Source organism: Ancalomicrobiaceae bacterium S20, assembly GCA_040269895.1.
GTDB lineage: Bacteria > Pseudomonadota > Alphaproteobacteria > Rhizobiales > Ancalomicrobiaceae > Methyloraptor > Methyloraptor flagellatus.
Genome location: CP158568.1, coordinates 305314 through 319547 on the forward strand (window position 1 = coordinate 305314; position 14234 = coordinate 319547).

Consider the following 14234-nt stretch of genomic DNA (forward strand, 5'->3'; position numbering starts at 1 on the left):
TCATGTCCGCTTTTTCGAGTGCCGCCCTACAGCCTCCGACCACGCCGTCGTCCGACGCCATCAAGGTGATGGTCGTCGACGACTCCGTCGTCGTGCGCGGCCTGATCGGCCGCTGGCTCGCGGAAGACCCGCAAATCAACGTCGTGGCGAGCCATCGCAACGGCAAGCTCGCCGTCGACGACGTGCTCAAGTCCGATCCGGACGTGGTCGTGCTCGATGTCGAGATGCCGGAGATGGACGGCCTGACCGCCCTGCCGCTGCTTCTCCAGAAGAAGCCCGGTCTCGTGGTGGTGATGGCCTCGACGCTCACGCGCCGCAACGCCGAGATCTCGCTGAAGTGCCTGTCGCTCGGCGCGGCCGACTACGTGCCGAAGCCGGAATCGAACAGCGGCGTCACAACGTCGGTCGAGTTCCGCAACGAGGTCATCCAGAAGGTCAAGGCGCTCGGCCAGCGCGCTCGCCAGCGTGCGCAGCGTTCGTCCGGGGCGCCGAGCCATGCGATGACCGCCCAGCAGGGCGCGCATCGCGTGCCGTTCTCCACGCCCGGCGCGCCCGCGCCGCGGACGGAGCGGCAGCGGCGCCGGCCGCCGCGCCGCGCCCGGTCGCCACGATCAACAAGTCGCAGGTCGCCTACCAGACCCGACCCTATTCGGCCGTGCCGCCGCGCATCCTGCTGATCGGTTCCTCGACCGGTGGGCCGCAGGCGCTGACCAAGCTGTTCACCGAGATCGGCAAGGCGATCACCAACCTACCGGTGCTGGTGACCCAGCACATGCCGCCGACCTTCACGGCGATCCTCGCCGAGCACATCACCAAGGCCTCGGGCCGACGTGCGGCCGAGGGCGTGCATGGCGAGCCGCTGATGCCGGGCCGCATCTATGTCGCCCCGGGCGGCAAGCACATGGTGATCGGCAAGCAGGGCGGCGACACCGTCGTGCTGCTCAACGACGGACCGCCGGTGAACTTCTGCAAACCGGCCGTCGATCCGCTGTTCGAGAGCGCGGTGCCGCTCTATGGCGCGGCGATCCTGGCCTGCGTCCTGACCGGCATGGGCCATGACGGTGCGGCCGGTGCCAAGCAGATCGGTGCCGGCGGTGGCAGCGTCATCGCGCAGGACGAAGAATCGAGCGTGGTCTGGGGCATGCCCGGCGCTGTCGCGGCCGCGGGTGCCGCCTCGGAAATCGTTCCGCTCGACCTGATCGGCGGAAAGATCGTCCGCATCCTGAGCGGAGGTCGCCCATGACGCCGATCGAGTACGATTATCTCCGCGCCTTCCTGAAGCAGCGCTCCGGTCTCGTTCTCACCAACGAGAAGCAGTATCTGATCGAGAGCCGCCTGTTGCCGGTCGCGCGCAAGGTCGGGCTCGCCTCGATCTCGGCGCTGGTCGCCAAGCTCAAGGAGCCGGGCAGCAACCAGCTCGGCGAGGATGTCGTCGAGGCGATGACGACCAACGAGTCGTTCTTCTTCCGCGACAAGCTGCCGTTCGACCATTTCAGCCAGACCATGCTGCCGGCGATGCTCCAGGCGCGCGCCGCCCAGCGCAAGATCCGGATCTGGTGCGCCGCCGCGTCGACGGGCCAGGAGCCCTATTCGCTGGCGATGTGCCTGAAGGACGTCGAGGCGAAGCTCGCCGGCTGGAACGTCGACATCATCGGCACCGACATCTCGATGGAGGTGCTGGAGAAGGCCAGGGCCGGCATCTACAGCCAGTTCGAGGTCCAGCGCGGACTGCCGATCAACTATCTGCTGAAGCACTTCACGCAGATCGGCGATCTCTGGCAGGTGTCCTCGCAGATCCGCTCGATGGTGCAGTACCGCAAGCTGAACCTGCTCGAGAATTTCTCGACGCTCGGTCAGTTCGACATCGTGTTCTGCCGCAACGTGCTGATCTATTTCGACAACGAGACCAAGATCGACATCCTGAACCGGATCCAGAAGATGATGGCGCCGGACGGGTTCCTGGTCCTCGGCGCCGCGGAGACGGTGGTCGGCCTGACCGACGCTTTCAAGCCGGTGCCGGAAAAGCGCGGCCTCTACTGCGTCAACAAGCCGGCGGCGCCGGCTTCGGCGACCGGCACCAACGGTGCTCAGCCGGCCTCGCCGTTCGGCTCACGGTTCCAGTTCGCCGGCGCGCGCTGACGGGCAGGCCAATCGATCGATACGGAACGAAACGGCGCCTTCGGGCGCCGTTTTGCTTTTTGCTCCGGCGAGCGGCATTCCGCGGCCCGACCTGATCCGCGTCGGCTCCGGGCGCCCCCCCCGAGCCTCGTTCAGTTCGATCCTGTCCTCACCGTCGGACGACGGCCCTCGCGGTGTCTTCTTGCCCTGGCCCCGCGCCGACCGACCACCTCGACCAGCCGGCGAAACGTGGCGCATTCCATGTGCGAGGGAGCAGGACAATCGGCGACATGGCGCAGCGTGTCGCGCAGCGCGACGAGTTCGCGGATCTGCTGATCGAGCGCATCCGCCCGTTCGTGCAGGACATCGCGCGGCAGGTTCGGCAAGCCGTCCCGCCCGAACATGCCGGCGATCTCCTCGAGCGCGAAGCCGGCCGACTTGCCGAGCGCGATCAATCTGAGCTGCAGCACGACATCGGGCGCGTATTGCCGGCGCAGGCCGTGGCGCGCGAGCGAGGTGACGAGGCCGATCTCCTCGTAATAGCGCAGCGTCGACGGCGGAATGCCGGTCGCCGCGGCGACCTCGCCGATATCGAGCAGTTTCATGCTTGACCTCAAGTCGACTTGAATTCGTACGCTGCGCTCCGATGGCCCGAAAGGCAAGAGGAGACGCAACATGACCACCCCCGATCCGACCACGGAACACCCGGAAAGCCGCCGCCTATGGGCGACGCTGATCCTGTCGATGCTGCTCGCATCGCTCGGCACCAGCATCGCCAACGTCGCGCTGCCGACGATTGCATTAGCCTTCGCCGTCTCGTTCGATGCCGTGCGCTGGATCGTCATCGCCTATCTGGCGAGCCTCACGGTGTCCGTCGTGGTGGTCGGGCGGCTCGGCGATCGGTACGGACTGCGGCGGCTGCATCTGATCGGCCTCGGCCTGTTCGCCGCGGCCTCGCTCGCCTGCGGGCTGGCGCCCGGCCTGCCGCTGCTGATCGTCTCCCGCGCCGTGCAGGGTGCCGGGGCGGCGATCCTGATGACGCTGACGATCGCGCTGGTGCGCGGGGCCGCGCGACCGGATCGGATGGGCCGGGCCATGGGGCTGCTCGGCACGGTTTCCGCGCTCGGCACCGCGCTCGGCCCGTCGCTCGGCGGCGTGCTGGTCGCCTTCGTCGGCTGGCGGGCGATCTTCCTCGTGCAGGTGCCGCTGACGCTCGTCGCCCTCGGTCTTGCGCTCCGTGCGCTGCCGCGGGACGAGGCCGGCAGAGGGCCGGCACGTGCCGACGGGCTGTTCGCCGGCTTCGATGCGGCGCTGGTCCCGTCGCTCGCCAGCAATCTTCTGGTTGCGGCCGTGATGATGGCGACGCTCGTGGTCGGTCCGTTCTACCTCGGCCGCGGGCTCGGGCTCGACGATCTGGCGATCGGTCTGGTCATGTCGGTCGGGCCGACGATCTCGATCGTCAGCGGCATCCCGTCGGGCCGCCTGGTCGATCGCTGGGGCGCGCCCCGCGTGCTCCGCCTCGGCGTCGCGATGCTCGCGGCCGGTGCGCTGGCGCTCGCGCTGCTGCCGGCGCTCGTCGGCCTCGCGGGCTATGTCCTCGCCGTGACGGTGCTGACGCCCGGCTACCAGCTGTTCCAGGCCGCCAACAACACGGCGGTCATGGCCGAGGTGGCGAGCGAGCGCCGCGGCGTCGTCTCCGGCCTGCTCGGCCTGTCGCGCAATCTCGGGCTGATGCTCGGGGCGTCGGTGCTGGGGGCACTGTTCGCCTTCGGGGTCGGCAGCGACGTGCGGGACGCCGCACCGGATGCGATCACGCAGGGCTGGCGACTGACGTTCCTCGTCGCGGCTGCGTTGATGCTGATCGCCTTCGGGCTCGGCGCCGGGCGCGTGATCCGTCGACCGTCGCCGTAAGGGGCGTCGTGACGGGGCCGCGCCGTGACGGGCCAGTCAGCGATGCAGCTTCTGATATTGCGACGGCGCGAGCCCGACCGACTTGCGGAACTGGCGGGTGAAGGCGGCCTGATCGCCGTAGCCGCAGTCGAGCGCGATGGCGGCGATCGGGCGGTCGGTGGTGCGCAGCGCCGAGCAGGCGGCCTCGATGCGGGCACGGGTCAGGTACTGTCCGGCCGAGAGGCCGAACAGGGCGCGCAGGCGCTGGTCGAGCTGGAATGGCGTCAGGCCGGCGAGCGCGGCGAGATCGGCGACGCGCAGCGGCTGGTCGAGATGGGTGCGGACGTGCTCGATGACGCCCGACAGGCCGACCAGACCGCCGCGCTCGGCATCGACCGCCTGCAGGTCGCGCGAGATGCCGCCGAGGCCGACGACGCGGCCGGCGGGGTCGAGGATCGGCTCCTTCCAGGTCAGGCACCAGCCCTCTTCGCCACCGTGATAGAGGTGCAGCTCGAGCTTGCCGTGGATCGGCCGGCCGCTCGCCACCACCGCAGCGTCCTGCCGGGCGATCTCGACGCCGAGCGCGCCGGGAAACACCGCCTCGGCGGTCCGGCCGACCACCTCGGCCTTGGTGCGGAAGCCGGTGCGGGCGAGGAGCGTGCGGTTGACCGCGACATAGCGGCCGGCGGCGTCCTTGACGAAGAACACGATGTCCGGAACCGCGTCGAACAGCGTCTCGCAGAACAAGGGATCGCCGAGGCTGGCGAGGAACGCCGCGCGGACCGCGCCGGAGGAGCCGGCCCGGTCGAGCGGGGCGGGTCCGGCAGGGGCGGCGGCTTCGTCATTGTGCCGATCGAGCACTCGTCACTCCGGGTTCCGACAAGACAGCGGCGTCGGTTTCGTCCAAGCTCCGATCACCGACCGACGACGAACCGGAGACTATCATGACGAAGCCGCTGTTCGCAGGCGTCATGCCCGCGCTGATGACGCCGTGCACGCCCGACCGGAAGCCCGATTTCGACGCGCTGGTGCGCATGGGCAAGCATCTGGTCGCCCAGGGCATGTCGGCGGTGGTCTATTGCGGCTCGATGGGCGATTGGCCGCTGCTCACCGACGAAGAGCGCATGGAAGGCGTCGAGCGGCTGGTCAAGGCCGGCCTGTCGGTCGTCGTCGGCACCGGCGCGCAGAACACCATGCGCGCTGCCGCGATCGCCGCCCATGCCAAGCGCGTCGGCGCGGCAGGGCTCATGCTGATCCCGCGCGTGCTGTCGCGCGGCTCCTCGGTCGCCGCGCAGCGGGCGCATTTCGACGCGGTGCTCGCCGCCGGCGTCGACCTGCCGTCGGTCATCTACAACAGCCCCTATTATGGCTACGAGACCAAGGCGGACCTGTTCTTCGAGCTGCGCTCGCGCCATCCGCATCTGGTCGGCTTCAAGGAATTCGGCGGCGCGGCCTCGCTGACCTACGCGGCGGAGCACATCACGACCGGTGATCCGGGCCTGACCCTGATGGTCGGCGTCGATACCCAGGTGTTCCACGGCTATGTGAACTGCGGCGCGACCGGCGCCATCACCGGTATCGGCAACGTGCTGCCGCGCGAGGTGCTGCATCTGGTCGCGTTGGCCCAGAAGGCGGCGACCGGCGACGTGATCGCCCGCCGCCGCGCGCTCGAACTCGACCGTGCGCTCGGCGTGCTGTCTTCCTTCGACGAGGGCGCGGATCTGGTGCTCTACTACAAGCACCTGATGGTCGCGGTCGGCCATGCCGAGTACGGCTCGCACTTCGTGCCGACCGACGCGCTGTCGCCGAGCCAGCGCGCCCATGCCGACCGCGCACTGGCGCAGTTCCAGGCCTGGTACGCCGACTGGGCGGCCGAGTGAGCGGACCCGTGTCGACGTCCGGAGCAACGCCCATGCGCGTCATCGATTCCCACACCGAAGGCGAACCGACGCGGGTGATCGTCGAGGGCGGTCCCGATCTCGGGACTGGCCCGCTCGCCGAGCGCCGGGCGCGCTTCGCCCGCGACTTCGACCATGTCCGGCGCTTCTCGATGAACGAGCCGCGCGGCTTCGACGCGCTCGTCGGCGCGCTGCTCGTGCCGCCGCACGACCCGACCTGCGCGGTCGGCATCATCTTCTTCAACAATGTCGGCTTCCTCGGCATGTGCGGCCACGGCACGATCGGCGCGGCGGTGACGCTCGGCCACATGGGCCGGATCGGGCTCGGCACGCACCGGTTCGAAACGCCGGTCGGCATCGTGTCGGTGACGCTCGAGAGCCGCACGCGGGCGAGCGTCGAGAACGTGCCGGCGCGGGTGTTCCGGCGCGGCGTGACGGTCGAGGTCGCAGGCGTCGGGCCGGTCACCGGCGACGTCGCCTGGGGCGGCAACTGGTTCTTCCTGGTCGACGGTGCCCCTGCGCCGCTCGAACTCGGCTTCCGCCGTCAACTGACCGCGCATGCCGAGGCGATCCGCGCCGCCCTCGTCCGCGAGGGGGTCACGGGCGAAGGCGGTGCGGAGATCGACCATATCGAGCTGTTCGGCCCGCCCGCCACGGCGGAGGGCGACAGCCGCAACTTCGTGCTCTGTCCCGGCGGCGAGTACGATCGCTCGCCCTGCGGCACCGGCACGAGCGCCAAGCTCGCCTGCCTCGCGGCGGCGGGCAAGCTCGCGCCGGGCGCGCTCTGGGTGCAGGAGAGCGTCGTCGGCAGCCATTTCACCGCGCGCTACCGGCTCGATGCCGACGGCGCGGTGATCCCGACCATCTCGGGGCGCGCCTTCGTGACCGCCGAGGCGACACTGCTCACCGATCCGGACGACCCTTTCCCGCACGGGCTCGGCTGAGCCGGCGCTCGGCGCGGGCTTCGGCCGATATCCGAGGCCTGCCGAAGACGGTCGACGCGGGGGCAGTCATTGCGCCGTCGTCGGACCGGCGGCACACTCGCCTCCCTGGTTCGACAAGGGGGCGCGCATGGCCTGGCAGCGGCATTATCTCGAGGCGGCGGGAACGCTCAGACCCTGGCGCTCGGCGATCGAGGCGGCGCTGCTGCATGTCGAGCGGCGCTATCGGCAGGTCGTGTCGCCGACCAAGCTGCCCGACCTCGACATCGTGATCCAGCGGGTCGCCGGGGCCGGTATCCCGGGCCTCGGTATCGCCGGACACTGTTTTCGGCCGCGGTGCATCACGCTGACCTTCGATCCCGACGACACGGCCTTCGCGGCCGCCGTCGAGCGCGGCGAGGTCGCGCGGCTGTTCGGCCACGAACTGCATCATGCGCTGCGCTGGGAGAGCGTGGGCTACGGCGCGACGCTCGGTGAGGCGCTGGTCAGCGAGGGCATGGCGGACTGGTTCGAGCAGTCGCTGCTGATGGTCGACGAGCCGCAGCCCTGGTGCGTGCCGGTGAAGCCCGAGGCATGGGACGGCACCGTCACCGACGCGGGCGCGATGCTCTACGCCATCGATTACGATCATCCGGCCTGGTTCTTCGGTCGCGGCCGCTGGCCGCGCTGGAGCGGCTACGCCATCGGCTATGCGCTGATGCGCGGCTATTTCGCTGCCGTCCCGGACGCCGATCCGCTCACGACCGACGAAATTCCGGCGCGGCGCGTCATCGATGTCGCTTGGCCGACCCTGGCGCTCGGTCGGGCTGCATGAGCCGGGCCGGCCGGGAACCGGCATGTCGCGAGGAGCTCCAACTCCGCAGGATTTGTGACCGCGGTCCGTGGTGATGTCCTCCTCGCGAAACGGCAGGGGACGCGCGTGAAGACGAAGACCAGTGCACCATGCGGCTCGGCCCCGTCTCCGATCGGGGCGGAGCAGGGCGATGCGAAGGGCGCCGGCGAGCCCGGCCGCGAGGCCGGATCGAAGACGACCTGGGGGCAGTACGGCGACCGGCTCGCCCGTGTCGCCGCCTACATCCACGACAATCTCGGCGAGGATCTCGATCTCGAGCGCATTGCCGAGGTGGCTTGCCTGTCGCCCTGGCACTGGCATCGGATCTATCGCGAGGTCCACGGCGAGACGATCGCCGCGACGGTCCGGCGGCTCAGCCTGCACCGCGCGGCCGGCGATCTCGCGCGGACCGATCTTCCCCTGATCCGGATCGCGGAACGGGCCGGCTATCCAAACGTCCGATCCTTCGCGCGCACCTTCGCGGAGGCCTATGGCGCGACGCCGGCCAGGTATCGCATCGAAGCCCGCCGGGTGCGTCCCGGTGCCGGCGATGAGGGAGATCCCCCGATGGTTCAGGTCGACATTCGCGCATTCCCCGAGACGACGCTCGTCGGCGTCGCGTTCAAGGGGCCCTACATGGAAGTCGGGCGTGCCTTCGACACGCTCATGCATGCGCTGCATGCCCAAGGGCTCGCAGCCCGCACCGCCATGCCGCCGTTGGCGCTCAGCTACGATGATCCCGGTCTCGTGCCGGCGAGCGAGCTGCGCTCCTTCGCCGCAGTTCCGGTCCGGGATGGTGAGGCGGTGCACCCCGTCGCGCCGCTCGAACTGCGCACGATCGTCGGCGGCGACTACGCCGTGCATATCCACAAGGGGCCCTATGCGGAGCTCGGCTCGACGTTCCAGTGGCTCTACCGGGTCTGGCTGCCGCAGTCGGGCCGCGAGCGGCGCGACGAGCCGCCGGTCGAGATCTATCTGAACGACATGCGGACGCTGCCGCCGTCGGAATGGCTGACCGAGATCCGCATCCCGCTCGTGTGAGGGTACCGGACGACGAGGAGGGAAGGCGGCTGAGGCGCGCGCGTCAGCCGGCCTTCGCCGCCTCGATGAACAGCCGCGTCGCGCGATCGAGCGTGCGATAGCGGCGCGTCACGATCGCGAGCTTGCGGGTTGCCGGCGGGTCGAGCGGCCGGGCGACCAGCCGGCCGTGGCCGTGATGCTCGCCGTGTTCGCCCGGCAGCACGGTCGCACCGATGCCGGCGGCGACCATGGCCTTGATCGCCTCGGAGTTCGACAGCTCGATGATCGGCTTCGGCGTCAGGCCCGCGGTTTCGAACCAGGCGTCGACGAGCCGGCGCACCGCGCCGGGGCGCTTTGGCAGGATCAGCGGCTCGTTGATCACCGCTTCGGGCGTCACCGGGCCTTCCGGCGGCGCGCGGTCGGCGGGAAACAGCGCGTAGCTGTCCTCGTCTCGCCACGGCTCGACGTCGACCGGCAGCCCGGCCGGTACGGGCAGGGTGACGAGCGCCACATCGATGCGGTCGGCGACGATGCCTTCGACGATCGGGCCGGTCCAGTCGGTCGAGATTGCGACGTCGAGGCGCGGGTGGTCCGCGCGCAGCTTGCGGATGATCTCGGGCAGGATCCAGACGACGACATTGTTGGCCGTGCCGACGCGGACGGTGCCGACATAGTCGTCCTGATGACGGCGCATGGTCAGCGCCGCCGCGTCGGCTTCGGCCAGCAGGCGCTCGGCGATCGGCACGAACTCCCGGCCAGCTTCTGTCGGATAGGCCTGCTTGCCGACCCGGTCGATCAGCCTGACCCCGAGGCGCGTCTCAAGCTCGCGGATCTGATGGCTGACCGCGGGCTGCGACAGGTTCACCTTGCGCGCGGCGGCGCTGAAGCTGCCGTGGGCGAGCACGGCGAGGAAGGTTTCGACCTGATCGAGGCTGAGCCGGCGCATGCCAAGAAAATCCGCATCGTTTTGATCGAGATAATCAGTTTTTTGAATTCTCGGCAACGGCCTAGCATCGGGCCAGTCCATGCGAGGAGGGCGGCCGATGCGAACCGAACCCATGACCGAGATTGCTTCTGCTCCCTACCACAACCATTCGCCGGCCGTCGGCGCGGCGCTGCGCGATCTCGCGCGCGCCTTCGCCGTACTCGTTCGCTCTCTCTGGAGCGCCTCCCGCCGTCGATACCGCGCCTATATGGATGCGGAGGATCTGGCGGAGTTCGACGATGCGCGGCTGCGCGATATCGGTCTCCGGCGAGACCAGATCGCGGACGCGCTGCGGACCGGCCGGGTGCCGCCCCGACCTTGAGATTGGTGCGGCGACGGATCTCGCTCAAACGAAAAACCCCGCCTTTGGGCGGGGTTCTCATATCCGGGCGTTGGGGGCTCGGGGATCGGCGTTCGTAAAGGCTCAGGCGACGCTTTCGGAATAGACTTCGTTCTCGTCCGGCTCGCGCAGCACATAGCCGCGGCCCCATACGGTCTCGATATAGTTCTTGCCGCCGGTCGCCGAGGCGAGCTTCTTGCGAAGCTTGCAGATGAACACGTCGATGATCTTCAGTTCGGGCTCGTCCATGCCGCCGTAGAGATGATTGAGGAACATCTCCTTGGTGAGCGTGGTGCCCTTGCGGAGCGAAAGGAGCTCCAGCATCTGGTATTCCTTGCCGGTCAGGTGGACGCGCTGGCCGCCGACTTCGACGGTCTTGGTGTCCAGGTTGACCGTGAGGTCGCCGGTGTGGATGACCGACTGGGCGTGACCCTTGGAGCGGCGGACGATCGCGTGGATACGCGCGACCAGCTCGTCCTTGTGGAACGGCTTGGTCATGTAGTCGTCGGCACCGAAACCGAGGCCGCGAACCTTGTCCTCGATGCCGGCGAGGCCGGAGAGGATCAGGATCGGGGTCTTCACCTTCGAGACGCGCAGGGTGCGCAGAACCTCGTAACCGGACATGTCCGGGAGGTTCAGGTCCAGAAGGATGATGTCGTAGTCGTAGAGTTTGCCCAGATCGATGCCTTCTTCACCCAGATCGGTCGTATAGACGTTGAAGTTTTCCGACTTCAACATCAATTCGATGCTCTGAGCAGTCGCGCTGTCGTCTTCAATGAGCAGTACGCGCATGCCAATCCCCTTTGTCGCCTATCCTGGGCTTGGCGCATCGGCCCCCAACAGCCTCTGCGAACGACACTGTAACCCGACTCGGTAGCGTACCGAGCAATGGTTAACAGAAACTGATTCGACCCGGCAACCCTTCCCGACAAAAATCAGCCGATTTTTATCAGTTGACTGAGAATCAAGGGAGAATCGCGATTCGTCGAGTTAAAGTGCCACTTTAAGAAATGGCCTTAACCGACTCTCCGGAATCACCCTTCGACCCCCTGGTCGCCGAGCGGACGCGCGACCCCACGTCGGCGCCCGTTCATATTGTTTGACGAAGGACGTTAACGGCGGGTTACTGATCCGACACGAACCGGTCACGAGATGCGAGCGAGTCGCCCGAAATGGAGCCTTTGATCCGGGAAATCGGCGAAATCGCCCCGCTAACCACGTTCGGGCGTGTCGTCGGCGTGCGTGGGTTAATGATCGAGGTCGCCGGGCCATTGCATGCAATGGGCGTCGGCGCGCGGCTCGCGATCGAGGTCGGGCAGGGCCGATCGATCGCGGCCGAGGTGATCGGCTTCCAGGGCGACCGGGCGCTGTGCCTGCCCTATGGCGCGCTCGAGGGCGTGCGCATGGGCTGCCGCGCCCGCGTGGTCGCACTCGACGGCGTGGTCCGGCCGAGCCCGGCCTGGCTCGGCCGGGTGGTCAATGCGATGGGCGAGCCGATCGACGGCAAGGGGCCGCTGCCGAGCGGGCCGGAGGCCATGCACCTGCGCGCGCCGCCGCCGCCGGCGAGCGAGCGGTCGCGGGTCGGCGATCCGATCGATCTCGGGGTCCGGGCGCTCAACACCTTCGTCACCTGCTGCCGTGGTCAGCGCATGGGCATTTTCGCCGGTTCGGGCGTCGGCAAGTCGGTGCTGCTGTCGATGCTCGCCCGCTACACGGCGACGGATGTCGCGGTGATCGGCCTCGTCGGCGAGCGCGGCCGCGAGGTGCAGGAGTTCATCGAGGACGATCTCGGCGAGGAGGGCCTGGCGCGCTCGGTCGTCGTGGTGGCGACCTCCGACGAACCGGCGCTGATGCGCCGGCAGGCGGCGTATCTCACGCTGACGGTCGCCGAGTATTTCCGCGATCAGGGTTCGGACGTCCTCTGCCTGATGGATTCCGTCACCCGTTTCGCGATGGCGCAGCGCGAGGTCGGCCTCTCCGCCGGCGAGCCGCCGACCTCGAAGGGCTATACGCCGACGGTCTTCACCGAACTGCCGCGCCTGCTCGAACGCGCCGGCCCCGGCCGGGTCGGCTCGGGCTCGATCACGGGCCTCTTCACGGTGCTGGTCGAGGGCGACAATCACAACGAACCGGTCGCCGACGCGGTCCGCGGCATTTTGGACGGCCATATCGTCATGGAGCGCCAGATCGCCGAGCGCGGCCGCTATCCGGCGATCAACGTGCTGAAGTCGGTGTCGCGCACCATGCCGCGAGCGATTCCGGCCGAGCGGCGGCCGCTGATCACCGAGGCGAAGCGGCTGATGGCGACCTATGCCGACATGGAGGAGTTGATCCGCCTCGGCGCCTATCGCAAGGGTTCCAGCCCCGAAGTCGATGCCGCGATCGCGCTCAACCCCGGCTTCGAGGCGTTTCTGAAGCAGGGCAAGGAGGAGCAGACCAGCCTGCCGGCCGGCTATGATAAACTTCAATCGATCCTGTCGGGGATCGACTCACCTTTTGGAAACGGGTCTTCGCTAGCATGATCTCACTTCATGGGGAGTGACGCGTAATGAAGTCCCGCGATAGCCTCATCCGGCTGAAACGATTCCAGGTCGACGAAAAGCGTCGGCAGGTGAATCAGCTCGAGATGATGATCGCCGAATTCACCCGCATGGTCGGGGATCTCGACGATCAGATCGTCTCGGAGCAGAACCGCGTCGGTATTCACGACATCGCGCATTTCGCCTATCCGACCTTCGCCAAGGCCGCGATGGGGCGCCGCGACAACTTGAAGGCCTCGATCAAGGAGCTCGAAGACAAGCTCGACGGCGCTCGTGACGAACTGTCCGAGGCGGTCGAGGAGCTCAAGAAGGTCGAGCTGATCGAGGAGCGCGACCAGACTCGCGAGCGGGCCGAGCGCGATGCGGCCGAGCAGGACGCGCTCGACGACGTCGCGATGCGCCGTCACGCCTTCGGCTGAGCACCGCACGACCGGATACCGTCGATGAGGGAGCGTCGCGCGCCAGAAGGCACGCGGCGCTTCGTTGCATTTGGGCGGCGTTCATGGGACCGTTGTCGGGTCGACCGGGGCGCTGCCGGCGTTCTTCGAAGTCGCGTCGTGCGAGAAGCGCTCGTCCCCGGAATTCTTCAAGCGATCCGTTGCGAAACCACTGGCATGCCGGCGCTGCCCGGTTATCTTGCTTGACGAGTGTTCGACAAGCGGGATGGGCTCAGCAGGATGCGGATCGAGACGGTCGAGATGCACACGGGCGGCGAGGCGGTGCGCATCGTCGTCGCGGGCTATCCGGAGATCGAGGGCGCGACCATCCTCGACAAGCGGCGGTTCGCCCGCGAGCGGCTCGACCGTTGGCGGCGGCTGATCATGCACGAGCCGCGCGGGCACTACGACATGTACGGCGTGCTGCCGGTGGCGCCGGATCTGCCCGGCGCCGATTTCGGCGTGCTGTTCATCCACAACGAGGGCTATTCGACCATGTGCGGTCACGCGACCATCGCGGTCGCGCGCTGGGCCGTCGACGAGGGGCTGGTCGCCAAGGTCGAGCCGTTCACCACCGTCTCGATCCAGGCGCCGTGCGGGCTCGTCACGGCCCACGTCGAGATCGTCGAGGGCCGCGCCGGGGCGGTGTCGTTCGAGAGCGTGCCGGCCTTCGCGCCGACGCTCGACGCCGAGGTCGAGATCGAGGGCCATGGCCGCGTCACCCTCGACATCGGCTATGGCGGTGCCTTCTACGCGATCCTGCCGGCGGACCGGCTCGGGCTCGATCTCGACCGGCCGGCGCGGCATCTGGTCGATGCGGCCGACCGGGTCAGCGCGGCGGTGCGTGCGGCGCTGACGGTCGAGTATCCGGGCGAGCCGGACCTGTCGTTCCTCTATGGCACGATCCTGACCGATGGCGGCAATGGCCGGGTGCGGCCGACGCGCAACGTCTGCATCTTCGCCGATCGCGAGGTCGACCGTTCGCCGACCGGCTCGGGCGTCACGGCGCGGCTGGCGCTCATGCGGGCTCGCGGCGAGATCGAGGTCGGCGAGACGCGCCGGTTCCGCTCGATCACCGGCTCGGACTTCGCCGGCTGCGTGGCGCGCGACACGGTGCTCGCCGGCCGGCCGGCGATCGTGGCGCGCGTCTCCGGCAAGGCGCACTACAGCGGCACGGCGCATTTCACGATCGAGGAGGACGATCCGTTCCCGGACGGCTTTCTGGTGCGCTGA

The 14234-nt window shown here is 68.6% G+C and carries 14 protein-coding genes and 1 pseudogene; 11 read left to right on the top strand and 4 right to left on the bottom strand.

Translation table 11 applies throughout. The features are described 5' to 3' along the window. The first annotated feature begins 2 nt into the window (after window positions 1–2). Both ABS361_01355 and ABS361_01360 read left to right on the top strand, forming a co-directional pair. Window positions 3–1243: pseudogene (locus ABS361_01355) on the top strand (chemotaxis response regulator protein-glutamate methylesterase). Further along, the gene (locus tag ABS361_01360; GenBank protein ID XBY44981.1) at window positions 1240–2139 is read left to right on the top strand and encodes a protein-glutamate O-methyltransferase CheR; all 900 of its coding nucleotides are present in this window, start codon (window positions 1240–1242) and stop codon (window positions 2137–2139) included. Before ABS361_01355 ends, ABS361_01360 begins: the two are co-directional and overlap by 4 nt. 131 nt (window positions 2140–2270) lie before the next feature. On the opposite strand, the gene ABS361_01365 is transcribed toward ABS361_01360, so the two are convergent. After that, window positions 2271–2723 (bottom strand): helix-turn-helix domain-containing protein, encoded by a 453-nt coding sequence (locus ABS361_01365; protein ID XBY44982.1) that lies wholly within the window; start codon window positions 2721–2723, stop codon window positions 2271–2273. A 70-nt stretch (window positions 2724–2793) separates the two neighbouring features. Between ABS361_01365 and ABS361_01370 the strand changes: the two genes are divergently transcribed. Beyond that, window positions 2794–4029 carry an MFS transporter gene (locus ABS361_01370; GenBank protein ID XBY44983.1) on the top strand — a complete coding sequence of 412 codons (1236 nt, stop codon included), beginning with the start codon at window positions 2794–2796 and terminating at the stop codon, window positions 4027–4029. A gap of 36 nt (window positions 4030–4065) precedes the next feature. Here the strand turns inward: ABS361_01370 and ABS361_01375 are convergent, their stop codons facing one another. Further along, entirely contained in the window at window positions 4066–4869 is an 804-nt protein-coding gene (locus ABS361_01375) for an AraC family transcriptional regulator (GenBank protein XBY44984.1), read from the bottom strand. Window positions 4870–4952: 83 nt separating this feature from the next. Between ABS361_01375 and ABS361_01380 the strand changes: the two genes are divergently transcribed. From ABS361_01380 to ABS361_01395, 4 genes are all read left to right on the top strand, one after another. Next, complete coding sequence (locus ABS361_01380) at window positions 4953–5888, top strand: dihydrodipicolinate synthase family protein (GenBank protein ID XBY44985.1); 936 nt, start codon at window positions 4953–4955, stop codon at window positions 5886–5888. A 32-nt stretch (window positions 5889–5920) separates the two neighbouring features. Next, window positions 5921–6850 carry a proline racemase family protein gene (locus ABS361_01385; protein XBY44986.1) on the top strand — a complete coding sequence of 310 codons (930 nt, stop codon included), beginning with the start codon at window positions 5921–5923 and terminating at the stop codon, window positions 6848–6850. A 127-nt stretch (window positions 6851–6977) separates the two neighbouring features. After that, window positions 6978–7661, top strand: a complete 684-nt coding sequence (locus ABS361_01390) for a DUF2268 domain-containing putative Zn-dependent protease (GenBank protein ID XBY44987.1) — start codon at window positions 6978–6980, stop codon at window positions 7659–7661. 261 nt (window positions 7662–7922) lie between these two features. After that, window positions 7923–8720 carry a GyrI-like domain-containing protein gene (locus ABS361_01395; GenBank protein ID XBY46771.1) on the top strand — a complete coding sequence of 266 codons (798 nt, stop codon included), beginning with the start codon at window positions 7923–7925 and terminating at the stop codon, window positions 8718–8720. Between the two features lie 43 nt (window positions 8721–8763). Here ABS361_01395 and ABS361_01400 read toward each other — a convergent pair whose 3' ends face one another. Beyond that, window positions 8764–9645 carry a LysR family transcriptional regulator gene (locus ABS361_01400; protein XBY44988.1) on the bottom strand — a complete coding sequence of 294 codons (882 nt, stop codon included), beginning with the start codon at window positions 9643–9645 and terminating at the stop codon, window positions 8764–8766. Between the two features lie 112 nt (window positions 9646–9757). Here ABS361_01400 and ABS361_01405 point away from each other — a divergent pair, with 112 nt between their 5' ends. After that, window positions 9758–10006: a hypothetical protein gene (locus ABS361_01405; protein ID XBY44989.1), complete on the top strand. Its 249-nt coding sequence runs from the start codon at window positions 9758–9760 to the stop codon at window positions 10004–10006. Window positions 10007–10108: 102 nt separating this feature from the next. Here the strand turns inward: ABS361_01405 and ctrA are convergent, their stop codons facing one another. Next, a complete protein-coding gene (gene ctrA, locus ABS361_01410) occupies window positions 10109–10816 on the bottom strand; it encodes a response regulator transcription factor CtrA (GenBank protein ID XBY44990.1) in 708 nt (235 codons plus the stop codon). Window positions 10817–11196: 380 nt separating this feature from the next. Between ctrA and fliI the strand changes: the two genes are divergently transcribed. The 3 genes from fliI (at window position 11197) to ABS361_01425 (ending at window position 14234) form a co-directional block, all read left to right on the top strand. Next, window positions 11197–12546, top strand: a complete 1350-nt coding sequence (gene fliI / locus ABS361_01415) for a flagellar protein export ATPase FliI (GenBank protein ID XBY44991.1) — start codon at window positions 11197–11199, stop codon at window positions 12544–12546. Between the two features lie 26 nt (window positions 12547–12572). After that, on the top strand, window positions 12573–12983 hold the full coding sequence (fliJ, locus tag ABS361_01420) for a flagellar export protein FliJ (protein ID XBY44992.1): 411 nt from the start codon (window positions 12573–12575) through the stop codon (window positions 12981–12983). A gap of 258 nt (window positions 12984–13241) precedes the next feature. Continuing rightward, the gene (locus tag ABS361_01425) at window positions 13242–14234 is read left to right on the top strand and encodes a proline racemase family protein (protein XBY44993.1); all 993 of its coding nucleotides are present in this window, start codon (window positions 13242–13244) and stop codon (window positions 14232–14234) included.